The sequence below is a fragment of the Sinorhizobium sp. CCBAU 05631 genome (assembly GCF_002288505.1).
Taxonomy (GTDB): Bacteria; Pseudomonadota; Alphaproteobacteria; order Rhizobiales; family Rhizobiaceae; genus Sinorhizobium; species Sinorhizobium fredii_C.
On sequence record NZ_CP023063.1, the window covers coordinates 2435441 to 2455624 of the forward strand.

At 63.7% G+C, this 20184-nt stretch carries 24 protein-coding genes and 1 pseudogene; 9 read left to right on the top strand and 16 right to left on the bottom strand.

The window, feature by feature from the left end:
- Nucleotides 1-76: 76 nt before the first annotated feature.
- The 3 genes from rfbF to SS05631_RS11945 are packed head-to-tail and all read left to right on the top strand — an operon-like array spanning nt 77 to nt 3143.
- Nucleotides 77-844 (top strand): glucose-1-phosphate cytidylyltransferase, encoded by a 768-nt coding sequence (gene rfbF, locus SS05631_RS11935; RefSeq protein ID WP_037414727.1) that lies wholly within the window; start codon nt 77-79, stop codon nt 842-844.
- A complete protein-coding gene (gene rfbG, locus SS05631_RS11940) occupies nt 841-1911 on the top strand; it encodes a CDP-glucose 4,6-dehydratase (protein WP_037414725.1) in 1071 nt (356 codons plus the stop codon). Before rfbF ends, rfbG begins: the two co-directional genes overlap by 4 nt.
- Nucleotides 1911-3143, top strand: coding sequence for a class I SAM-dependent methyltransferase (locus SS05631_RS11945; RefSeq protein WP_083853882.1), 1233 nt, complete (start codon nt 1911-1913; stop codon nt 3141-3143). Before rfbG ends, SS05631_RS11945 begins: the two co-directional genes overlap by 1 nt.
- A 98-nt stretch (nt 3144-3241) precedes the next feature.
- Here SS05631_RS11945 and SS05631_RS11950 read toward each other — a convergent pair whose 3' ends face one another.
- Genes SS05631_RS11950 through SS05631_RS11960 form a run of 3 tightly spaced genes read right to left on the bottom strand, consistent with a single transcriptional unit; the run spans nt 3242 to nt 5351 of the window.
- Nucleotides 3242-4018, bottom strand: coding sequence for a cephalosporin hydroxylase family protein (locus tag SS05631_RS11950; protein WP_037414721.1), 777 nt, complete (start codon nt 4016-4018; stop codon nt 3242-3244).
- A 14-nt stretch (nt 4019-4032) separates the two neighbouring features.
- A complete protein-coding gene (locus SS05631_RS11955) occupies nt 4033-4863 on the bottom strand; it encodes an SDR family oxidoreductase (protein WP_037414719.1) in 831 nt (276 codons plus the stop codon).
- Nucleotides 4863-5351: a DapH/DapD/GlmU-related protein gene (locus SS05631_RS11960; protein WP_037414717.1), complete on the bottom strand. Its 489-nt coding sequence runs from the start codon at nt 5349-5351 to the stop codon at nt 4863-4865. Before SS05631_RS11960 ends, SS05631_RS11955 begins: the two co-directional genes overlap by 1 nt.
- A 105-nt stretch (nt 5352-5456) precedes the next feature.
- Between SS05631_RS11960 and rfbC the strand changes: the two genes are divergently transcribed.
- Nucleotides 5457-5990, top strand: a complete 534-nt coding sequence (rfbC, locus tag SS05631_RS11965) for a dTDP-4-dehydrorhamnose 3,5-epimerase (RefSeq protein ID WP_037414716.1) — start codon at nt 5457-5459, stop codon at nt 5988-5990.
- Between the two features lie 294 nt (nt 5991-6284).
- On the opposite strand, the gene SS05631_RS11975 is transcribed toward rfbC, so the two are convergent.
- The 6 genes from SS05631_RS11975 to SS05631_RS12000 are packed head-to-tail and all read right to left on the bottom strand — an operon-like array spanning nt 6285 to nt 12624.
- Nucleotides 6285-7040: an ABC transporter ATP-binding protein gene (locus tag SS05631_RS11975; RefSeq protein WP_037414714.1), complete on the bottom strand. Its 756-nt coding sequence runs from the start codon at nt 7038-7040 to the stop codon at nt 6285-6287.
- On the bottom strand, nt 7037-7870 hold the full coding sequence (locus SS05631_RS11980; RefSeq protein ID WP_037414712.1) for an ABC transporter ATP-binding protein: 834 nt from the start codon (nt 7868-7870) through the stop codon (nt 7037-7039). Before SS05631_RS11980 ends, SS05631_RS11975 begins: the two co-directional genes overlap by 4 nt.
- A complete protein-coding gene (locus SS05631_RS11985; RefSeq protein ID WP_095677982.1) occupies nt 7867-8799 on the bottom strand; it encodes an ABC transporter permease in 933 nt (310 codons plus the stop codon). Before SS05631_RS11985 ends, SS05631_RS11980 begins: the two co-directional genes overlap by 4 nt.
- Complete coding sequence (locus tag SS05631_RS11990; RefSeq protein ID WP_037414693.1) at nt 8796-9839, bottom strand: ABC transporter permease; 1044 nt, start codon at nt 9837-9839, stop codon at nt 8796-8798. The genes SS05631_RS11985 and SS05631_RS11990 overlap by 4 nt, the downstream gene beginning before the upstream one ends.
- Nucleotides 9840-9880: 41 nt before the next feature.
- Nucleotides 9881-11521 (bottom strand): ABC transporter substrate-binding protein, encoded by a 1641-nt coding sequence (locus SS05631_RS11995; protein WP_037414692.1) that lies wholly within the window; start codon nt 11519-11521, stop codon nt 9881-9883.
- Nucleotides 11522-11568: 47 nt separating this feature from the next.
- Nucleotides 11569-12624, bottom strand: coding sequence for a dipeptidase (locus SS05631_RS12000; RefSeq protein WP_037414690.1), 1056 nt, complete (start codon nt 12622-12624; stop codon nt 11569-11571).
- A 340-nt stretch (nt 12625-12964) separates the two neighbouring features.
- Here SS05631_RS12000 and SS05631_RS12005 point away from each other — a divergent pair, with 340 nt between their 5' ends.
- The gene (locus SS05631_RS12005) at nt 12965-14188 is read left to right on the top strand and encodes an alpha/beta hydrolase (protein WP_037414707.1); all 1224 of its coding nucleotides are present in this window, start codon (nt 12965-12967) and stop codon (nt 14186-14188) included.
- Nucleotides 14189-14222: 34 nt separating this feature from the next.
- Here SS05631_RS12005 and SS05631_RS12010 read toward each other — a convergent pair whose 3' ends face one another.
- Entirely contained in the window at nt 14223-14564 is a 342-nt protein-coding gene (locus SS05631_RS12010) for an SMR family transporter (RefSeq protein ID WP_037414688.1), read from the bottom strand.
- 51 nt (nt 14565-14615) lie between these two features.
- Nucleotides 14616-15170 carry a TetR/AcrR family transcriptional regulator gene (locus tag SS05631_RS12015; protein WP_037414686.1) on the bottom strand — a complete coding sequence of 185 codons (555 nt, stop codon included), beginning with the start codon at nt 15168-15170 and terminating at the stop codon, nt 14616-14618.
- 129 nt (nt 15171-15299) lie between these two features.
- Between SS05631_RS12015 and SS05631_RS12020 the strand changes: the two genes are divergently transcribed.
- Nucleotides 15300-15692 carry a globin gene (locus SS05631_RS12020; RefSeq protein ID WP_037414702.1) on the top strand — a complete coding sequence of 131 codons (393 nt, stop codon included), beginning with the start codon at nt 15300-15302 and terminating at the stop codon, nt 15690-15692.
- A gap of 7 nt (nt 15693-15699) precedes the next feature.
- Nucleotides 15700-16068, top strand: a complete 369-nt coding sequence (locus SS05631_RS12025) for a DUF423 domain-containing protein (RefSeq protein WP_037414685.1) — start codon at nt 15700-15702, stop codon at nt 16066-16068.
- A 6-nt stretch (nt 16069-16074) separates the two neighbouring features.
- Here the strand turns inward: SS05631_RS12025 and SS05631_RS12030 are convergent.
- The 5 genes and pseudogenes from SS05631_RS12030 to SS05631_RS12050 all read right to left on the bottom strand — a co-directional run bounded on the left by SS05631_RS12030 (nt 16075) and on the right by SS05631_RS12050 (nt 18729).
- Nucleotides 16075-16388: pseudogene (locus tag SS05631_RS12030) on the bottom strand (antibiotic biosynthesis monooxygenase).
- Between the two features lie 4 nt (nt 16389-16392).
- Nucleotides 16393-16665, bottom strand: coding sequence for a hypothetical protein (locus SS05631_RS12035; RefSeq protein ID WP_037414701.1), 273 nt, complete (start codon nt 16663-16665; stop codon nt 16393-16395).
- 60 nt (nt 16666-16725) lie between these two features.
- Nucleotides 16726-17136, bottom strand: coding sequence for a DUF2325 domain-containing protein (locus tag SS05631_RS12040; protein WP_037414684.1), 411 nt, complete (start codon nt 17134-17136; stop codon nt 16726-16728).
- A 195-nt stretch (nt 17137-17331) separates the two neighbouring features.
- Nucleotides 17332-18252 carry an energy transducer TonB gene (locus tag SS05631_RS12045; protein ID WP_037414683.1) on the bottom strand — a complete coding sequence of 307 codons (921 nt, stop codon included), beginning with the start codon at nt 18250-18252 and terminating at the stop codon, nt 17332-17334.
- Between the two features lie 39 nt (nt 18253-18291).
- Nucleotides 18292-18729, bottom strand: a complete 438-nt coding sequence (locus SS05631_RS12050) for a hypothetical protein (RefSeq protein ID WP_037387947.1) — start codon at nt 18727-18729, stop codon at nt 18292-18294.
- Between the two features lie 197 nt (nt 18730-18926).
- On the opposite strand from SS05631_RS12050, the gene SS05631_RS12055 reads away from it, so the two are divergent.
- Both SS05631_RS12055 and SS05631_RS12060 read left to right on the top strand, forming a co-directional pair.
- On the top strand, nt 18927-19109 hold the full coding sequence (locus SS05631_RS12055) for a hemin uptake protein HemP (RefSeq protein WP_083853880.1): 183 nt from the start codon (nt 18927-18929) through the stop codon (nt 19107-19109).
- 10 nt (nt 19110-19119) lie between these two features.
- A complete protein-coding gene (locus SS05631_RS12060) occupies nt 19120-20178 on the top strand; it encodes a hemin-degrading factor (RefSeq protein WP_037414682.1) in 1059 nt (352 codons plus the stop codon).
- Nucleotides 20179-20184: the final 6 nt, after the last annotated feature.

Genomic DNA, 20184 nt, shown 5'->3' on the forward strand with positions numbered 1-20184 from the left:
CAGGCTGAAAATGCTCCAATGAACCGCCGGAACGCCGGCCATAAGGGCGGCAGATTGGGTAGAGGCAGGTTAGGGCATGAAGGTCGTCATTCTCGCCGGCGGATACGGCACCCGCATCTCCGAGGAAAGTCACCTGAGGCCCAAGCCGATGATCGAGATCGGCGGTCGGCCGATCCTCTGGCACATCATGAAGATCTATAGCCATTACGGCTTTACCGATTTCGTGATCTGCCTCGGCTACCGCGGCTACATGATCAAGGAGTATTTCTCCAATTACATCCTGCACTTGTCCGACGTCACCTTCGACATGGCCACGGGCGAGACGATCTACCATTCGAGCAAGGCCGAGCCCTGGCGGGTGACGCTCGTCGATACCGGGGCGGAATCCATGACCGGCGGGCGCCTGAAGCGCGTCGGCGAATATCTCGGCGACACGTTCTGCCTCACCTATGGTGACGGGGTCGCCGACATCGACATCCGGGCGCTCACCGATTTCCACCTTCGGCATGGCCGCGAGGCGACCGTCACCAGCGTCGTGCCGCCGGGACGCTACGGCGCGCTGGCGATCGACTCCGGCAAGGTGCAGAGCTTCATCGAGAAGCCGGCGGGCGACAACGGCCGGATCAATGGCGGCTTCTTCGTGCTCAACCGCGCCGTGCTCGACCGCATCGATGGCGATCACGTGGCGTTCGAGAGCGCGCCGCTCGAGGCGCTGGCGCGCGACGGCCAGCTGATGGCCTTCCCGCATGACGGCTTCTGGCGTCCGATGGATACGCTGCGCGACAAGAACCAGCTCGAGGAGCTCTGGCAGCAGAACCGCGCCCCCTGGAAGCTCTGGTCATGAGCCGCCTGCCCGATCCGGATTTCTGGAAGGGAAAGCGCGTCCTGCTGACCGGTCATACCGGGTTTAAAGGCAGCTGGGCCGGCCTGTGGCTCAAGAAGATGGGCGCAGCGGTCACCGGCTACGCCCTGCCGCCCGCTTCCGACCCGTCGCTGCATGCGCTTCTCCATGCGGACGGGCTGCCGGACGGGCAGTTCGGCGACGTCCGCGACGGCGAGGCGCTTGCCGCCGTCCTGCGCAAGAGCGAGCCGGAGATCATCCTGCACATGGCGGCCCAGCCGCTGGTGCGCGAGAGCTATGCGACGCCCGCCGAGACCTTCGCCGTCAATGTCATGGGCACGATCCGGCTGCTTGAGGCGGCGCGTGACGTTCCCTCGGTGAAGGCGATCCTCGTTGTGACCACCGACAAGGTCTACCGCAACGACGAGAGCGGCAGGCACTTCCGGGAGAGCGATACGCTCGGCGGACACGACCCCTATTCCGGCTCCAAGGCAGCCTGCGAGGTGGCGGTCGCGACCTGGCGCAGCGCCTTTCTCCAAGAGCGCGGCATCCGCATCGCCACGGCGCGGGGCGGCAACGTGATCGGCGGCGGCGATTTTTCGGCCGATCGGCTGGTGCCGGATATCGTCCGCGCCGCCCTTTCCGGCACCAGGCTCAATATCCGCAGCCCGCTCGCGACGCGCCCCTGGCAGCACGTACTCGATTGCCTGAACGGTTACTTCCTCTTCGCCGAAGCGATCTATAATGGCGCGAGCGCGGTCGATGCCCTGAACTTCGGCCCCTCGCCCGCCGAACCGCAGATCCCCGTGCGCGATGTGGCGAACGCCATCCAGGCGGCCATGGGGCTTGAACCCGAATGGGACGACGTCTCGTCGCAAAAGCAACCCCGCGAGATGCAGACGCTCGGCCTCGACCCGGCGCTTGCCGGCGAAAGCCTCGGCTGGCGCGCCCGGTTTACCCAGCGGCAGGCGATCGAATGGACCGCCCGCTGGTACGACGGCTGGCGCCAAGGCAAAGCCGCACTGCCGCTGACGCTTGATCAGATCGACGCATTCACGAAAGGCCGCTGATGTCTCACTCCTGCCGCTTCTGCTCGAGCCCGCTTGAAACCGTTGTCGCCGACCTCGGCGTCACACCCTGGTCGAACTCGTTTCTGGAGCCGAGCAAGGAAGCGATCGCGCGGGAAAAAGCCTTCCCCTTGAAGGTGATGGTCTGTTCGGAATGTCTGCTCGTCCAGACCACCGAAACGGTGCCGGCGGACGAGATCTTCAACGCCGATTATCACTATCTTTCGTCCTTCTCGACGAGTTGGCTGGACCACGCGCGGCGCTATGCCGAAAAGATGACCGAACGCTTCGGCCTTGAAGGCACGTCGCAGGTCGTCGAGGTTGCCTCGAATGACGGCTACCTGCTGCAATATTTCGCCGCCAAAGGGATACCCGTGCTCGGCGTCGAGCCGGCCGGCAATGCCGCCAAGATCGCCGAAGGCCGCAACGTGCCGACCCATGTCGCCTTTTTCGGCCGCGACACCGCCAACGAGCTCGTCGGCCGCGGCATCCGCGCCGACCTGACGGCCGCCAACAATGTCCTCGCCCATGTGCCGGATATCGCCGATTTCGTCGGCGGCTTCGCGATCCTCCTGAAGCCGGACGGCGTCGCGACCTTCGAGTTCCCGCATCTCTTGCGCCTGATCGAGGGCATCCAGTTCGACACGATCTATCACGAGCACTATTCCTATCTCTCGCTCGTGGCCGTCGAACGCATATTCGAGGCCAGCGGCCTGAAGGTCTTCGACGTCGAGGAATTGCCGACCCACGGAGGCTCGCTGCGCGTCTTCGCCCAGCCGGCAACCGGCACACGGGCTGCGACCGAGGGGCTTGCGAAGGTGCGGGCGGACGAGGCCAAAGCCGGCCTTGCGGATATGGAGGCCTACGTCGCCTTCGGCAAACGGATCGCCGCCGTCTGCGCGGGTTTTCGGGCCTTTCTGGAAAAGGCGAAGAGCGAGGGCAAGCGGGTGGCAGCCTATGGCGCGGCCGCCAAGGGAAATACTTTCCTCAATGTTTGCGGCGTGGCCTCGGCCGATATCGACTTCATCGTCGACCGCAATGACCTGAAACAGGGCAAGCTCTCGCCGGGCAGCCATATTCCGATCTACGAACCGGCCAGGCTCGAGGCGGCGAAGCCCGACTACGTGGTCATCCTGCCCTGGAACCTGACCGACGAGATCGTCGATGCGCATGCCTATATTCGCAGCTGGGGCGGCCGCTTCGTCGTCGCCATCCCGGAAGTGCGGGTGATTTGACCCGGCGGCTCGGCGCAGCGGGGCCGAAAGCAAAAGGGGCCGTCGCTGTCGCGAACGGCCCCCTCTTCAATTGCTGTGGTGATCCCGTCGCTGCACGGTTATAGCCGCTTCAGGAACCCGTCCGGGGCAACCGTGACCATCAACTTGTTCTGAACGGACCTGTCGATCTCGAACTCCGGATGGGTTTGCAGATACTCATGCACCGCAGTCTTCGGGTTGTCGCCAACGTCCCAGGGACGGTCGCTGAAGAAGCCGGCCGGCAGGTCCTCAACCAAAGTGTCGAACACGACGCAGTAGCAGCCGGGCGTCACCAAGGGCGCATAGGCCTCGAGCTCAGCAAGCACATGCGCGTGGGTATGCATGGAATCGAGGCAGACCATGACGCGCTTGTAGCCAGCCGAGGCCTCGCGCACCTGTGCGACGATCTCGGGGTCGATGGCCGAACCCTGGAACATCTGAATGCGGCTCGCCATCGGGTGGCTTTCGATCGCCTCGCGATTGTGGGCGCGTATGTCGATGTCGATGCCGATCACCTTGCGCTTGGATTGGCTGGGATCCAACGAAACGCCCGCTTCGATGGCATCGCACATGTCGAGCATGGCAAGCAGCGAGGCGCTGAGGATTAGCGAGCCGCCATGGGCGATGCCGGTTTCGATGACCAGATCGGGACGCGTCGCCCAGATTATTTCCTGCATCGCCACGATATCCTGCGGATACTGGATGATCGGACGGCCGAGCCAGTCGAAATTATAGACATAGCGCTTGGCCATGGTGGCTTCGCGCCACTGATCGGAGAGCGCCTGGAAATCGCCGTCGCGGCCATAGCTTTCGATCGTCGCCACCCGTTCGGAGCGGAATTGTTCGATAGGGTCCATGTCAGGTCCTGTCTTCATGTGGAAGGCCGCGGATCGGTATCGGGCCCCGATCCGCTCATGCCCAGGATTTCAGAGATGCGCTCTAGCACAGGTGTGGCGGCAAAAGCGAATTCCTCTATCACCCGTTCATTGGAGATCGGCGCAAGAGAAACGGTCGGCGCCTCGTCGTTTACAGCAACGGTGCATCCCGTGCGGGATTGAATTGCCGCGCACCAGTCCGCGTGGCTGGTCTGCCCGCCGCTTGCCGCGTTGTAGACCGTGTGACGCCCCTGCTCAGCGATGCGGAGCAACAGATCGACGGCATCGTCAATCCAGATATAGTCCTTTGCGGAATCGAGCGCCGTCTGGAGCTGGATATGGCCCGCCTTCGCCTCTCGGCAGAGCGCCCCCAGGAACGTATCCGCCTGTGCCTCCTCGGGGCCGACGACGTTCGACAGCCGAGCCACCCGCACATTCTCGCGTCCGGAGGCAAGGCAGATCGCCTCCCCCGTCAGTTTCGACAGATTGTAGAGGTCCGAGGGATTGAGCGGCGACGCCGACAGATGGGCAGTCTCGCGCGTATCCTGGCCGTTCGCGTAAACCCGCGTCGAGGAAAGATAGAGAAAGGAGGAAAACGCGTTGTGGCGCAAGACGTCGGCCGCGAGCGACACATGCGCCTCGATCGTGTCGAACGCCCGGGTACGAAAGTCGGCGGTCAGGCCGATGGCATAGATGACATGGCCGAGATCCCTGCCGGCGAGCGGCAGGTCGGCCCGGGCGGGGACATCGACGACATGTCCGAGCGCGCGCAACCGGCGGACCAGGTTGCGCCCGATGAAGCCGGAACCGCCGAGAACCGTGAACATCACGACCTCTCGCCGAGCCGGCGCAGCGGATTGCCGCCGCAGATCGTGTAAGCGTCGACCTCGCGGCGGACGATCGAGCCGGCGGCAATGACGCAGCCTTTCCTGAGAATGGCGCCGTCGAGGATCACCGAATTCGCGCCGATCCAGACATCCTCCTCGACGACAATGCCGCCGCGGCTCGGCTGGAACCCCTGTTCGCGGATTAGGCGATCCCTGTCCTTGAAGCCGTGATTGACCGGGGCGAAGGTGCAATTGGCGGCGATCAGCACGTTGTCGGCGATCCGAATGCCGTTGCCGGTATAGAAGACGCAGCCGCTATTGACGTAGCAGAAGCGGCCGATCGTGAGGTCGCCCGAGCCGCCGGCCGGCTTGATCTTGACGAAGCTGTCGATGACCGACGCCTCGCCGACGACGATCCGCGTCCCGCGAACGGAATCTTCGATGTCGCTGAGCGGGCTGATCCTCGCCGTCGGATGCACGTCGATCATGGTGGCTCCAATGTCGTTCGCCCTCTTTTCCAGTTACCGCTTGCCGCGTCAACGCTTGATCGTGCAAGAAGCGGTACGAAATAGCACCACCTCGCGAGGACCCTTATGTCGCGCTTCAACCGTATCCAGACCCCTCTGCCGGACCTGATCGTGATCGAGCGAAAGAAGGCCGGTGACGAACGTGGTTTCTTCTCGCGCTTCTTCTGCCGTGACGAGCTGCGCGATTTCGGCGCAGACGGCTGCGTCGCCCAGATCAACCACACTTTGACGCGCATCAAGGGGGCGATCCGCGGCATGCATTTCCAGCGGGCGCCGCACGACGAGACGAAATTCGTCTCCTGTCTTTCCGGCGCCGTCTTCGATGTGGCCGTCGACATCAGGCCGGATTCACCGACCTATCTCCAATGGCACGGCGAAATCCTGAGTGCCGAAAACGCCCGCTCGATGATGATCCCCGGCGGCTTCGCGCATGGCTTCCAGACGCTGACCGAAGACTGCGAGCTTCTCTACCTGCACGACAAATTCTATGCGCCGGAGGCCGAAGGCGGCCTCAATCCGCTCGATCCACGCCTCGCCATCGCCTGGCCGCTCGAGGTGACGCAAATGTCGGAGCGCGATCGGGGTTTTGGCTTGCTCTGAGCGGGAAAGCGGGTGTGGATAACCCCCCTCTGCCCTGCCGGGCATCTCCCCCACAAGGTTGGAGATTGGCAAGACGCCAAGCCCCTGCTTCAACTTTCCGACAGCATTAATCGCGAAGTAGAGGCGGCGCGATAAGCCCGTAGCCCAATCTGCGGCGTTGCCGACCGGCGAAAGCGTCGACCCTTGCCGATCTCCACCCTTGTGGGGGAGATGCCCGGCAGGGCAGAGGGGGGTTCTAGCCTCGGCAGCTCAGAGACGCCGCTTTACTGTATCTGAGGATCGCCAACCGGAAGTTTACGCCGTCTTCCGTCGAAACCCCTTGCTCGCCACCATCAGGTTGCGCGTATAGTCCTCGGCAATGCGGCCGGCGACGAGGTCCGCTGACGTCAGCCGCTCGACCACACGGCCGCCCTGCATCACCGCCAGCCGCTCGCACATATGGGTGACGACGCCGAGGTCGTGGCTGACCATGATGAAGGTCAGCTTGCGGTCGCGGCGCACCTGTTCGAGCAGGTTCAGCACCTCGGCCTGGACCGACGCATCGAGCGCCGACGTCGGCTCGTCGAGCAGCAGGATCGAGGGCTCGAGGATCAGCGCCCGGGCGATGGCGACGCGCTGGCGCTGGCCGCCGGAGAGCTGATGCGGGTAGCGGAAGCGGAAGCCGGAGCCGAGGCCCACTTCGTCGAGCGCCTTCCGGATGCGGCGTTCGCCGTCACCGATGCCGTGGATCGCCAACGGCTCCACCAGCTGCCGGTCGATGGTCTGGCGCGGATGCAGCGAACCGTAGGGGTCCTGAAAGACCATCTGGACGGCGCGGTAGAACGCCTTGTCGCGGCGCGCGCCGCGAAGCTCGCGCCCCTCGACCCGGATCGTCCCTTCGCTGACGGGCGCGAGGCCGGCGATCGCCCTCAGCAGCGTCGACTTGCCCGAACCGGACTCGCCGACGAGCCCGAAGGATTCGCCGGCCTCGACTTCGACGCTCGCGGCGTCGAGCGCGCGGAAGTCGTCATAGACGACGCTGAGCTCTTTGACGGAGACGGCCGCGGTCATAGCGCCCACTCCGGCTTGCGGTCGAGAACCGGCAAGGGATGGCGGTCGGTACCGATCGCCGGCATGCAGTTCAAAAGGCCCTGAGTATAGGGATGCTTGGCGTTGCCTAGGTCGGACGCGGCGATCTCCTCGACGATCCTGCCGGCATACATGACGAGCACCCGGTCGCAGAAGGACGAAACCAGCCTCAAATCGTGCGAGACGAAGATCAGCCCCATGCCGCGCTCGGCCACAAGCCGGTCGAGAATCGACAGCACTTCAAGCTGCACGGTGACGTCGAGCGCCGAGGTCGGCTCGTCGGCAATCAGCAATTCCGGGCCGCCGACGAGCATCATGGCGATCATCGCCCGCTGGCCCATGCCGCCAGAGACCTCGTGCGGATAAAGGTCGAAGACGCGGGCGGGATCGCGGATCTGCACCGCCGCCAGCATGTCGAGTGCCCGCTTGCGCGCCTCCGCACGGCCGACCTTCTCGTGGCGTTGCAGTGTCTCGACGATCTGCCGGCCGATGCTCATCACCGGGTTCAGCGAGTATTTCGGATCCTGCAGGATCATGGCGATGCGCTTGCCGCGAAGATCGCGCCGAAGCTTCGGCGGCGCAGAGAGGAGGTCGATACCGTCGAAGGCGAGCCGCTTCGCCGTGACTTCCGCATGCGGCGGCGTAAGGCCCATGATCGCCCTGCCCGTCTGCGATTTGCCGGAGCCGCTCTCGCCGACGATGCCGAGGCGCTCGCGTGCGAGCGTGAAGGAGACCCCGCGCACCGCCTCGACGACACCGGTGCGGGTCGGGAACCGGACGCGAAGGTCTTCGACAGTCAGCAAGGCGCTCATTGGCCGCTCTCCCGCGGATCGAGCGCGTCGCGCAGGCCGTCGCCGAGCAGGTTGAAGCCGAGGCTGACGACAAGGATGGCGATGCCCGGCATGGTGGCGACCCACCACTGATCGAGGATGAAGCGGCGGCCGGAGGCGATCATCGCGCCCCATTCGGGAAGCGGCGGCTGTGCGCCGAGGCCGAGGAAGCCGAGGCCCGCCGCCGTCAGGATGATGCCGGCCATGTCGAGCGTCACGCGGACGATCAGCGACGACATGCACATCGGCATCACGTGCCGCAAGACGATGCGCGTCGGCGAGGCGCCCATCAATCGGACGGCGGCGATGTAGTCGGAATTGCGCACGGTCAGCGTCTCGGCGCGGGCAATGCGCGCATAGGGCGGCCAGGAGGTGATCGCGATGGCGATCACGGCGTTTTCGATGCCGGGGCCAAGCGCCGCGACGAATGCGAGCGCCAGTACGAGCTTCGGAAAGGCGAGGAAAATGTCGGTGATGCGCATCAGGATCGCATCGATCCAGCCGCCGGCATAGCCAGCGGCGGCGCCGACGACCAGGCCGACCGGTGCGGCGATGATCGCGACGAGCACCACGACGGCGAGCGTCAGCCGCGAACCGTAGATCAGCCGCGACAGGATGTCCCGGCCCTGGTCGTCGGTGCCAAGCAGATAACCCTCGCTGCCCGGCGGCAGCAGCCGCGCGCCGGCGAGATTGCCGATGACCGGGGAATGCGGCGCGAGGAGATCGGCGAATGCGGCGACGATGCAGAGGCCCAGGAGAATGAGCAGGCCGACCACCGCGAGGCGGTTCGCCGAGAAGCGGCGCCAGGTCATGTAGGCGCGGCCGAGGCGCGCCTGCAGCCGCGACTGCGGCCGGTCGGAAAGCAGCCATTCGCGGCGCGTCAACGGGCGAGTTTGCGTGGCAAGGCTCATCGGGCGCGCGTCCTCGGGTCAAGCGTCCGGTAAAGCAGATCGGACAGGAGATTGATGCCGATGAAGACCGAACCGATGATGATTGTGCCGCCGAGAACGGCGTTCATGTCGGCATTCTGCAGTGAATTGGTGATGTAGAGGCCGAGCCCCGGCCAGGCGAAGACGGTCTCGGTCAGCACCGACCCCTCGAGCAGGCTGGCATAGGAAAGCGCGATCACCGTGACGAGGGGCACGGCGGCATTGCGCAGCGCATGGCCCCAGATGATCCGTGCGTCGGAAAGCCCCTTGGCCCGAGCCGCGACAATATACTCCTGCTGCAGCTCGTTCAGCATGAAGCTGCGGGTCATCCGGCTGATATAAGCGAGCGAAAAATAGCCGAGCAGCGAGGCCGGCAGGATGATGTGCCGGAAGACGTCGCGCAGCACATCCCATTGCCGCTGCCAGAGCGCATCGACGAGATAGAGGCCGGTGATCGGCGAGAACGTATATTCGTAGACCACGTCGATACGGCCGGGATAGGCGACCCATTTCAGCCGCGCGTAGAAGACGAGGAGTGCGAGCAGCGCCAGCCAGAAGATTGGCACGGAATAGCCAACAAGCCCGATGACGCGGACGATCTGGTCGGCAATGCTGCCGCGTTTGACGGCGGCAAGGACACCAAGAGGAACGCCGATCGCGGCGCCGATCAGCGTTCCAAGCGTCGCAAGCTCGATCGTCGCCGGGAAGACGCGGCGGATGTCGGTCATCACCGGATTGGTTGTCAGCACCGACACGCCGAAATCGCCCGAGAGCGCCTGCCGGCAGTAAAGAAGGAACTGCTGGTAGAGGGGCAGGTTGAGGCCCATCGCCTCGCGGGTCCGTTCGACCAGGTGCTGCGGCGCCCGGTCGCCGAGAACAGCCAGCGCCGGGTCGATCGGGATGACGCGGCCGATGAAGAAGGTGACGGCAAGAAGACCGAGATAGGTGGTCGCCACGACGACGACAAACTGCAGCACCGTGGCAACGGCCTTGCGGGAACGGGCGCGCCGGCGCCCGCTCATTCGCACTGTATCGCTCATGCTCAAGGGAATGGTCCTCTCGACTATTCCTTGGAGACGTTCCAGACGTAGTTGGTGTCGAAGCTCGGACCGAGCTTGAAGCCCTTCAAGTTACCCCGAAGACCGGCGACCTCCGTCTGCTGGAAGATGATTACGAAGGGGCTGTCGTCGAGAACGCTCTTCTGCAGTTCCTTGTAGATCTCCGCACGCTTGGCGCTGTCGCGCTCAAGGAGTGCTTCCTTGGTCTTCTTGCTCAGTTCCGGAACGTCCCAGGCATTGCGCCAGGCGAGCGTCTTGTTCGTACCCGCATCGGAATTGTCCGGATTGTTGGTGAACGTATCGGCATTTGAATGCGGATCGAAATAATCCATGCCCCACTGGCCGATATACATGTCGTGATTGCGGGCGCGGTACTTCGTCAACGTCTGCTTACCGTCACCCGGAATGATCTCGAGCTTGACGCCGGCCTGCCCCAGCGTCTGCTGGAAGGATTCGGCAATGCCGGTGACCGGCTGGGTATTGCGCACGTCCATGGTGACGGTGAAGCCGTCCGGATAGCCGGCTTTGGCCAGCAGTTCCTTCGCCTTGGCGACGTCGAATGTATAGGGGTTCTCGTTCAGAGCACCGAGCACGTCTTTCGGCAGGAAGCTCTGGTGGATCTCGCCGATTCCCTTGATCAGCGTGGCGCCGATCGCGTCGTAGTCGACCAGATATTTGAAGGCCTTCTGCACCTCGGGCTTTGCGAGCGTCTCGTTCTTCTCGTTGAGGCTGATGTAATAGACCGTGCCCTTAGGCGCGCTGGTCGTCGCCAGATCGGCGTTCTTCCCGACCGCCTCGTAGTCGCCCGGCTCCAGATTGCGGGCAACGTCGATATCGCCGGCCTCGAGCGCCAGCCGCTGGCCGGAGCTTTCCTTCATGTGCCGGTAGATGACCCGGGCGAGCTTGGCCGGCTCGCCGTAGTAATTGTCGTTACGCTCCAGCACGACCACTTCGTTGGCCCGCCATTCGCGCAGTTTGAAGGGGCCCGAGCCCGCGTAGCCGGTTTTCAGCCATTCATTGCCGAAATCGTTGTCGTACTTGTAGTCCTTGGTCGGTTCGACGGACTTGACGTGTTCGAGCACCAGCTTCTTGTCGACGACCGAGGCGACGGTCGCGGTCAGGCAGTTCAAGACGAAGCTCGGTGCGTAGGGCTGGTCGACGGTGAAGACGAAGGTATGCTCATCCGCCGCCTTGGCCTTCTCCGTGACGTTGTCTCCGCTGAGGCCGAACTGGGTGAGGATGAAGGCCGGGCTCTTGTCGAGCTTGACGGCTCGCTCGAAGGAATAGGCGACATCCTCGGCGGTGATCGGATTTCCCGACGCAAACTTCATGCCCTGCTTCAGCTTGAACGTATAGGTGAGGCCGTCATCGGAAACGGTCCAGCTTTCCGCAAGGTCGCCGACCACCTTGGACGTATCGTTGAGGTCGAGACGGACGAGCAGGCTGTAGGTGTTGCTGGTCACTTCCGCGGTCGAAAGCTCGAAGGCTTCGCCCGGATCCATGGTGATGATGTCATCGAAGGCGAACCCCTCGACCAGCGTGTCCTTCGGCGTTTCGGCAAATGCCGGCAGGGCGGCACCCAGCGCGAGCGCAAGCGCCGCGGAAGCAGTCAGAAGTCGAAAACGTCCATTGAGCTTATGCATCATTTTGCGCTTCCCTCTATCTAGCCCTTTCCGGGCTCTTCTTCATGGGTTCAGGCAGCCTCGTGCCAAGCCTGTCCCAGAACTCTAAGCCAGTTGCCGCGGCATATTTTTTCGAGCTCGCGGTCACCATATCCGGCGCTCTTGAGCGCTGCAACGAGCTTCTGATTGCCTGCGGCATCGGCGATTTCCTCGGGTATCGTCGCGCCGTCGAAGTCCGATCCGAGCGCGACGCAGTCGATGCCGACACGCTCGACCATATAGTCGATGTGGCGCACCATGTCGGAAAGCGGCGTGGCCGCATTTTCCTGCCCGTCGGCGCGCAGCATGGTCGTCGCATAGTTGAGGCCGACCAGGCCGCGGCTCTCACGGATGGCATCCAACTGCCTATCGGTCAGGTTGCGGGCGACCGGCGTCAGTGCGTGGGCATTGGAATGGCTGGCGACGAGCGGCTGATCGGTGGTTTCCGCCACATCCCAGAAACCTTTCTCGGTGATATGGGCGAGATCGATCAGGATGCCGAGCCGGTTGCAGGCCTGGATGAGTTCAAATCCCGCTTCCGTCAGACCCGGTCCCGTGTCGGGCGACGAGGGATAGGCGAAGGGCACGCCATGGCCGAAAACATTGTGGCGGCTCCAGACCGGTCCGAGCGACCGCAAGCCGGCCGCATGGAAGGTCTCGAGTGCGGCGAGATCCGGCCCGATCGCCTCGCAGCCTTCCATATGCAGGACGGCCGCAAAGATGCCATCGGCCATCGCCTCGCGGATCTCGGCGGTCGAGCGGCAGAGCCGCCAGGCGCCCGCCCGGTCGAGCCTCATCGCGATGTCGGCCAGCTCGATCGCCGTCGCGAGCGACGGCATTCGGTCGAGCGGCACCGATAGCGGCGTCACGTAGTGGCCGTTCTTGTCCGGGGTTCTGAGCACCAGATCGCCCGATGGAATGTAGATGGCGCATAGGCCGCCTGCGAGGCCGCCCGCCTTGGCGCGCGGCATGTCGATATGGCCCTTGTCGGTTCCCTCGATGAATTCGGCTATCGGGTCGCTCCCGCCGCGCGCATGCTGCCAGAGGCGCAAAAGCACATCGTTATGGCCGTCGAAAACCGCCTGCATTCCCTCTATTCCTTTGGTATTTCAGGGAGATCGGATGGATCATCCGCTATCGCCGCACCCCGGTCAGGATAGGCGCGATGCTATTGAAAGATATCCGCCATTTCAATGAATATCCGGGGGATTCTCCGCCTGCGCATTGTAGCGAAAACTTGCATGCACGCCGCGGCAGGATGGAGCGGAGACCATGCGGGACGATCAGAAAAATCTCAGGCGGGGTGTCGCGCCAAGCAAAAATCTGCCATTGCTGTCCGATGGTCGCCGGTCATGACGACCGGTCGCGAGTTGTGCTCATGAGGGGCTCGGGGTGCCGTCGATCGCTGATGCAAGCCTGGCTGCGCGGATGAACCGCGTCCTGCTTTGCCTGGGGCTGATGCTCTGCCTTGCCGGCTGCGGCGGGCGCCCGGTCGGCGTGCTTGCTCCCTCCGGCACCGCCGCCGGGGCCTCGCAGGTGGACCTGCTCGTGGCGACCACCCGCGCCCAGTCGAATGATCCTGGCATCCTCTTCACCGGCGAACGCGCCCCGGAGCTCTCGCTGACCGAAATCGTCGTCTCGATTCCCCCGGAGAAGAACCGCAAGGTCGGCCAGGTCCAATGGCCGAAGAGATTGCCAGCCGATCCGAGCCGCGATTTCTCCACCGTCAGCGTCAAACCGCTGGAGCCCGGGGCGGAGACGCAGGCCTGGCTTCACGGCCATCTGCCGAAGAGCCGACGCGTGCTGATCTTCGTCCACGGCTTCAACAACCGCTTCGAGGACGCCGTCTACCGCTACGCCCAGATCGTTCACGATTCCGGCGCCGATGTCGCGCCGGTCATCTTCACGTGGCCGTCGCGCGCCAGCATCTTCGACTATAACTACGACAAGGAAAGCACCAACTATTCGCGCGACGCGCTGGAAGAGCTGCTGCAGCGAGCCTCGAAGAACCCTTCCGTCGGCGAGATCACACTGATGGCCCACTCGATGGGGTCGTGGCTCACCGTCGAGGCGCTCCGGCAGATGGCGATCCGCGACGGCCGCGTCGCCCCCAAGATCACCGACGTCATTCTCGCCTCGCCCGATCTCGACGTCGATGTCTTCACCAAGCAAATGCAGGCCATGGGCAAATCGCGGCCGAAATTCACCCTCTTCGTCTCCCGCGACGACCGGGCACTGACCGTTTCGCGGCGGATTTCCGGTAATATCGACCGGCTCGGGCAGATCGATCCCTCAGTGGAACCCTATCGCAGCCAGCTAGAGCGGGCGGGCATCACGGTGCTCGACCTGACGGCCCTCAAGGGCGGCGACCGCCTCAACCACGGCAAATTCGCCGAAAGTCCGGAGGTGGTGCGGCTGCTCGGCAACCGGCTGATTGCCGGCCAGACCGTGACGGATTCCGATGTCGGCCTCGGCGAACGGGTTGGCGCCGTTGCGCTCGGCACTGCCCAGACCGTCGGCAGCGCCGCAAGCGTCGCCGTCTCGACGCCGATCATGATCTTCGATCCGCGCACCCGACAAAATTACAACGCGCAACTGCGACGCTTCGGCCAATCGGTGGAAAACACCGTTGGTTCGACCGTCGCACCGTAGGGCGAAGCGCTCCGCCAAAGCGATGGCAACGGCGTCAGTGAAAGGTCGACTTCGAGAAGAGATTGAGCACCAGCACGCCGGCGATGATCAGCGCCAGGCCGAGGATCGCCGCCAGGTCGAGCTTCTGGCCGAAGGTGATGTAGCCGACCGCCGAAATCAACACGATGCCGAGGCCGCTCCACAGCGCATAGGCGATCCCGACGGGAATATAGCGCAGCGTGTAGGACAGGAAGAAGAAGGCGACGGCATAGCAAACCACCATCAGCACGGTCGGCGCCAGCCGCGTGAAATGTTGCGCCGCCTGCATGGCCGAAGTGCCGAGCACTTCGAAGACAATGGCGATCACCAGGACGGTGTAGAGCATTGCGGGGTTCACGGCACGTCTCCGATCGATTGGTGTAAAAAAGTCAGCCCGTTCCGGGCGGCCTCACTGCAACGAAAGCGCCTTGAGCTTCCGGAGCAGCGCCGCCCGCGTGGATGCTTCGATGGCGTGGCTCTCTAGGAGATCCGCCAGCCAGACGCCGTCAGCGGCGAAGCGGGCAAGAAGACAATCCTGCGAGCTGTCTGTCGCGGCGAACTCGGCCGACCGTCTCTCGACCCATTCCCGCCAGCGCGCCTTCAGATGCGGCTCCGCCAGCAGAGCGATCGCCAGCACCTGCCAGTCCTTGCCTTCCTCTTCCAACGCAAAACAGACAGTGAGATAGGCGCGGGTGAAACGTCCCCGGTCCACCGAATCATCGGCCATTGCCGCCTCGATCGCCCGGTCGAAACGAGCCACCAGTTCGTCGAACAGGCCGTCCAGCAAGGCGAGTTTGTTGGGGAAGTGGTGCAGCAGCCCACCCTTGCTGACGCCAGCCGCCTGAGACACTTTATCGAGCGTCACGGCGGCGATCCCCTCTTCGAACGACAGCCGCGCCGCGACATCCAGCAATTGCTGGCGAACCCGCTCCGGCTGCTTCTTTCTCTGATAGGCGCTCGTCATGCTCCATAAAGATACCGTCTGGACGGTTTTGTCAACCGAGGGGAGGCAACGCGATGAAACGCCGCAAGGTACGTGCGGATGTTGTGCGCGGGGCGGCGCCGCGATACGAAGTCGGACAAGGATACGCTCATGACGGAAACGAAAACCACGACGCTCTACGAGGCGATCGGCGGCGATGCCGCGGTTCGCGCCCTGACGCGTCGGTTCTATGCGCTGATGGACAGCCTGCCGGAGGCGGCTCGATGCCGCGCCGTGCATCCGCCGGACCTCTCCGGCAGCGAGGAAAAGTTTTACGAGTATCTGACCGGCTGGCTCGGCGGGCCGCCGATCTATGTCGAGAAGCGCGGCCATCCGATGCTGCGCCGGCGGCATTTCATCGCCGAAATCGGTCCGGCCGAACGCGACGAGTGGCTACTCTGCTTCACCCGCGCTCTCGAGGAGACCGTCCCCCACCCGCAACTCCGCGACATCATCCTCGAGCCGATCACCCGGCTCGCCCATCACATGCAGAACAAGAAATGAACGTCTAATGCCGAACCGACGAATGCGTGGAAGCGTGCTTTTCATCGCCGGGCTGATGGGGGTTTTCGGCGTCGCCGCCGCTGCAGCCGCCTCGCACGGTACAGATCCGCGGCTGATCGGCGGCGCCTCCGCCATGTGCCTCGCCCATGCGCCGGCACTGGTCGCGCTTCATGCCGGATGGTCGCACTTCCGGACGGCGGCGATTGCTGCGCTGTTGCTCGCGCTCGGCACAGCCCTCTTTGCCGCCGACCTCACCATGCGCCATTTCGCCGGCCACGGTCTTTTTCCAATGTCGGCGCCGCTCGGCGGCGTGACGATGATGGCCGGATGGCTCGCAGTGGCGCTCGGAGCGCTGCTGCCTCGCAAAGCCGATTAGAGACGCTCAGGCGCCCTCGACAACCGTATATCCTTCGAACTTCGGCGGCCCAGATACATGGCCCGATTGTCGGTGGCATTGCGGTGCGCGGCCCGGAAGTTTTCCGATTTCGTCCAGGCGACGAAGGCGTCCCTGCTTTCCCAATTCGATTTCGAGATGAACGGCGTGTAGCCCTCTTCCGGCACGCTCTCGCCGCGCAAGAGATGGAAGTCGATGAAGCCCGGCATGTCCGAAAGGCTTGAATCCCGTGCCTTCCAGACGGCCTCGAATGCCTCTTCCTGACCGATGGCGACGTGGAAACGGTTCATGGCGACAAACATGGGGCTACCTTTCGCGTGCCTTCTTTTCCGGGACTCCGGCTTCGCTCCGCGGGAACGGCAGGATAACGGCGCTCGACGATGGTTCAAGCCCGAACGGTTCACGGGCCAGAGGGCGGGTCTGCCAGGCCGGAAATTCCGCCACATTGGGGTTGTCCTCCAGCATGCGCGAGCGGCGCGTCAGGACTTCATAGAGCTCCGGCACCAGACCCTCGCCGAGCTGCGAGGCTAGCTTGTGAAGACCGATCATCATCATTTGATCGGGACGTTCGTCGTTCATCATCGATACTCCGAGTGACCGCATCAGGCTGTGAAATGCGCCGTCGCTTTCATCAAAGGTTCAGTTGTCGCCGCTGGCGGACAGGTCCTGAAGGGCCCGCTCCAGGCTCGATTTCGAGCCGTTGCGCAGCGGCACGAAGGCCTTGCCCCACTTCTTGCAGCCGGTCTTCACGCGCAGACACGCATCGTGGCTGATGCAGTCGATGGGGCAGAAGACGCAGTCGACCGAGGGAAGGACCCGGTCGATGCGCGATACCGCCTCTCGTAAACCGCCGTCGTGATGGATGAGTTCCGCGCCATAGGAACTGGCGATCTCCCGCAAATGGGCGACCTGGCAATCGCGGCCGCCGACATAGAGGAAGCTCCACCCCTCCAGCGTTGCCTTGCCGCCGTTCGGCTGCACAGCAGGCGTTTCCTCCCTCGCCTTTCCCTTGCCGCCCTTGCCTGTGTTCTGGTGCCGCTTGCCGCGCATCCGTTTTCTCCGTTCTGTGGGCGACGTGCGGACCTTCCGCTGACCGCCATCAAATATTCGTTCGGCACACCGCTCGGTTGTGCGACGGCGGCAACTTATAAAACTTGACTGTTTGAGTAAAGTATAAACATGAGTACAGTAATCGTATTAAATTTCGGCCTGCCGAAGCCCTCTGCGGCGTGGTGCCCAGGGGAATTATCGTTTGAATTCAACGGGGACGGTGAACTGCCAGCTGTCACGTCGGGCCGCGGCAGGAATAGCCGGAAAGGGTGCGGCGCGTCGCACGGTCTCAAGTGCAGCTTGGTCGAGAATCGGCGACCCCGTGCTTCTTGCCAGACTGACGCCGGCGAGCCCGCCACTGGAGGTGACGGTAAAGCGCACCTGCGCGACGCCGCGCAGCCCTTGGCGCTTGGCTTCGGCCGGATAGCGCATGGCCCTGTTCAGCTTGCGCTGGACCTTCCCCTTGTAGTTGTCGACTGCGGCATTGCCCGCTTCCCGGGCCACTGAACTCTGTCTCGCGCCGGTGGCCGCGGTCGCATTTGCATTCTCCACGCCGTCCGCCTGGCCCTTGCTCTGCGAATTCGCCTGCTCCCCGCGCTCGCCGGCCTTCTTGCGCACGATTTTTTTCTTCTTCACCGGCTCCTTCTTCGGTTCCGGCTTCTCGACCTTCTCTTCGATTTTTTCCGGCTCCGGCTTCTGTTCCGGAACCACGGTTTCCACAGGCGCGACAGTGGCCGTGACCGGCGCCTCGGCGACCTCGGTCACCGGCATTTGATCTGCCGGCAGGATGACGTCCGCCTCCGTCGGCGCAATGTCGGTCGGCTGCTCGGAGACGCTCTCTGGCATTGCCGGCGGGATCTCTTCCGCCATCTCCTCCGTCGGCTGGACCTCGCTCGGCTGCACCTCCTCGGGCGTGTCTTCGGTGGGTTCTACGACGTCCGAGAGGTCGCCGGCTTGCAGCGTCTCCTCGAAGGCGTTGCCGAGCAGCGTAACTTCGGTCGCCGCCCCGCCGGCCATCTGGAAGTCGTCTTTGCTAGGCTCCAGCAGCATCGCTCCGCCGGCATGCGCCAACAGAGAGAGGCCGACCGCGCCCGTCCATTTCACGATGTGCTTCATCCAAGTCTGCCTTCCAACGGCACCTCAGTGATCGGGCAATCAGCCCTTGAGTTCGACTGCCGACTTCGAGCCGGTCTGGAGCCCCGTCATGCAGGCGCCCTTGTCGATGCCCTCACCGACACAGGCCGGTGCATCGTTGATCAGCAGGCTCTTCACCGCCTCGCATTTCGTCCCCGGCAGGTCGAACTGACGGACCTTCGTCTTGCCGGCAGGCAGGTCGCGAAAATCGAGAACGGCCATGCGTTCGACCAGGCCCTTCTGATCGAAGAGGACGAACTCGAACGAGACCTTGGAAAGCGATTGCTGCAGGCCGTTGCCGGCGACGAAGGTCAGCTTGCACCCCTTCTCGGAAGGCGCGACCTCGTTGAGCTCGACCGTCAGCCCGCCGACGGCCGTTGGCTCCTGTGCCACGGCCGTCCCGGCGATCGACAGGATCATCGCTGCGGTCGAGGAAGCGAAACGGGAAAGACAGACCATCATTAACACCACCCATGCTCCGCATCCGAGCCGCCCGCCTTGAGCCAGCGACGGAGGCGATAAACTAAACTTGACTGCAAGTCTCCGGTATTGCGTCCTTAATGAAATATGAGTAATGCAGTCAAGATACTAATTGGAAATGCACGAGCGAACAGGGGACATCGACCCGCTTCCACCCTCGTGAACTGGCCGAAACTGTGACACCGAACGACACCGATACCCCCCTCTCCTCGCCGGCGCCGAGCGCGACCACCCGCTCGCAGCCGATTGTGGAAAGCCACGAGCTCTTCCGCGGCGCCAGCGAGATCCTGATTTCCCATGACGGCGCGATCTACCGGATGCGGATCACCCGGCAGGGCAAGCTGATTCTGAATAAATAGCGAGACAACGATGATCGACAGCACGCGCCCCACTCCCTCCGAGATTCGCGCCTACCGCGCGGCGAACCCGACGATGCGCGAGCGCGACATAGCCGCCCAGCTCGGCATTTCCGAAGCCGCCCTCGTCGCCGCGGAATGCGGCCTGACGGCAAGCCGCATCGATGCCGACGCCAATCGTTTCCTGGGCCGCGCCAGGGAGCTGGGCGAGGTCATGGCGCTCACCCGCAACGAATCCGCTGTCCACGAGAAAATCGGCATCTACGAGAACGTCAAGACAGGTCCGTCTGCGAGCCTGGTTCTCGGATCGGAAATCGATCTGCGGGTCTTCCCGTCCGCCTGGGCGCACGGCTTCGCCGTCACGAAGACCGATGCCAAGGGCGAGATCCGCCGCAGCCTGCAGTTCTTCGACAAATGGGGGAATGCGGTTCACAAGGTTCACCTGCGCCCGACGTCTGATCTTGAAGCCTATGACAGGATCGTCGCGGACTTCCGCCTCGAAGATCAGTCGCAGCAATTTGTTGCCGAATCCGCTGCAACGGCGAGCGACAACGCGACCGGCACCGTGGATACGCAGGCGCTGCGTGAGCACTGGACGAAGCTGACCGACACCCATCAGTTCCACGGAATGTTGCGCAATCTGAAAATCGGCCGGCGCCAAGCCTTGCATGCGGTCGGCGACGATCTGGCCTGGCAGCTCGACGCGCGGGGCATCGAGACGATGATGCGGGGCAGTGCCGAGACCGAGCTGCCCATCATGTGCTTCGTCGGCAATCGCGGCGTCATCCAGATCCACTCCGGCCCGGTCAAGAATATCGCCTCCATGGGCCCGTGGCTCAACGTCATGGACCCGACCTTCCACCTGCATTTGCGCGCGGATCACATTGCCGAGCTTTGGGCGGTGCGCAAGCCGACTTCGGACGGCCATGTGACCTCGCTCGAAGCCCTCGATGCCAAGGGCGAGATGGTCATTCAGTTCTTCGGCCAGCGGAAGGAGGGCTTTGCCGAGAGACCCGAGTGGCGCAGCCTGGTCGAGAGCCTGCCGCGCCTCGACAGCATCGCCGCAGCCTGAGGAGAC

Bases quoted from the DNA above. Each gene is read 5' to 3' on its own strand.
- rfbF (WP_037414727.1), top strand. From the start codon at position 77: ATGAAGGTCGTCATTCTCGCCGGCGGATACGGCACCCGCATCTCCGAG.
- rfbG (WP_037414725.1), top strand. From the start codon at position 841: ATGAGCCGCCTGCCCGATCCGGATTTCTGGAAGGGAAAGCGCGTCCTG.
- SS05631_RS11945 (WP_083853882.1), top strand. From the start codon at position 1,911: ATGTCTCACTCCTGCCGCTTCTGCTCGAGCCCGCTTGAAACCGTTGTC.
- SS05631_RS11950 (WP_037414721.1), bottom strand. From the start codon at position 4,018: ATGGACCCTATCGAACAATTCCGCTCCGAACGGGTGGCGACGATCGAA.
- SS05631_RS11955 (WP_037414719.1), bottom strand. From the start codon at position 4,863: ATGTTCACGGTTCTCGGCGGTTCCGGCTTCATCGGGCGCAACCTGGTC.
- SS05631_RS11960 (WP_037414717.1), bottom strand. From the start codon at position 5,351: ATGATCGACGTGCATCCGACGGCGAGGATCAGCCCGCTCAGCGACATC.
- rfbC (WP_037414716.1), top strand. From the start codon at position 5,457: ATGTCGCGCTTCAACCGTATCCAGACCCCTCTGCCGGACCTGATCGTG.
- SS05631_RS11975 (WP_037414714.1), bottom strand. From the start codon at position 7,040: ATGACCGCGGCCGTCTCCGTCAAAGAGCTCAGCGTCGTCTATGACGAC.
- SS05631_RS11980 (WP_037414712.1), bottom strand. From the start codon at position 7,870: ATGAGCGCCTTGCTGACTGTCGAAGACCTTCGCGTCCGGTTCCCGACC.
- SS05631_RS11985 (WP_095677982.1), bottom strand. From the start codon at position 8,799: ATGAGCCTTGCCACGCAAACTCGCCCGTTGACGCGCCGCGAATGGCTG.
- SS05631_RS11990 (WP_037414693.1), bottom strand. From the start codon at position 9,839: ATGAGCGGGCGCCGGCGCGCCCGTTCCCGCAAGGCCGTTGCCACGGTG.
- SS05631_RS11995 (WP_037414692.1), bottom strand. From the start codon at position 11,521: ATGATGCATAAGCTCAATGGACGTTTTCGACTTCTGACTGCTTCCGCG.
- SS05631_RS12000 (WP_037414690.1), bottom strand. From the start codon at position 12,624: ATGCAGGCGGTTTTCGACGGCCATAACGATGTGCTTTTGCGCCTCTGG.
- SS05631_RS12005 (WP_037414707.1), top strand. From the start codon at position 12,965: ATGAACCGCGTCCTGCTTTGCCTGGGGCTGATGCTCTGCCTTGCCGGC.
- SS05631_RS12015 (WP_037414686.1), bottom strand. From the start codon at position 15,170: ATGACGAGCGCCTATCAGAGAAAGAAGCAGCCGGAGCGGGTTCGCCAG.
- SS05631_RS12020 (WP_037414702.1), top strand. From the start codon at position 15,300: ATGACGGAAACGAAAACCACGACGCTCTACGAGGCGATCGGCGGCGAT.
- SS05631_RS12025 (WP_037414685.1), top strand. From the start codon at position 15,700: ATGCCGAACCGACGAATGCGTGGAAGCGTGCTTTTCATCGCCGGGCTG.
- SS05631_RS12035 (WP_037414701.1), bottom strand. From the start codon at position 16,665: ATGAACGACGAACGTCCCGATCAAATGATGATGATCGGTCTTCACAAG.
- SS05631_RS12040 (WP_037414684.1), bottom strand. From the start codon at position 17,136: ATGCGCGGCAAGCGGCACCAGAACACAGGCAAGGGCGGCAAGGGAAAG.
- SS05631_RS12045 (WP_037414683.1), bottom strand. From the start codon at position 18,252: ATGAAGCACATCGTGAAATGGACGGGCGCGGTCGGCCTCTCTCTGTTG.
- SS05631_RS12050 (WP_037387947.1), bottom strand. From the start codon at position 18,729: ATGGTCTGTCTTTCCCGTTTCGCTTCCTCGACCGCAGCGATGATCCTG.
- SS05631_RS12060 (WP_037414682.1), top strand. From the start codon at position 19,120: ATGATCGACAGCACGCGCCCCACTCCCTCCGAGATTCGCGCCTACCGC.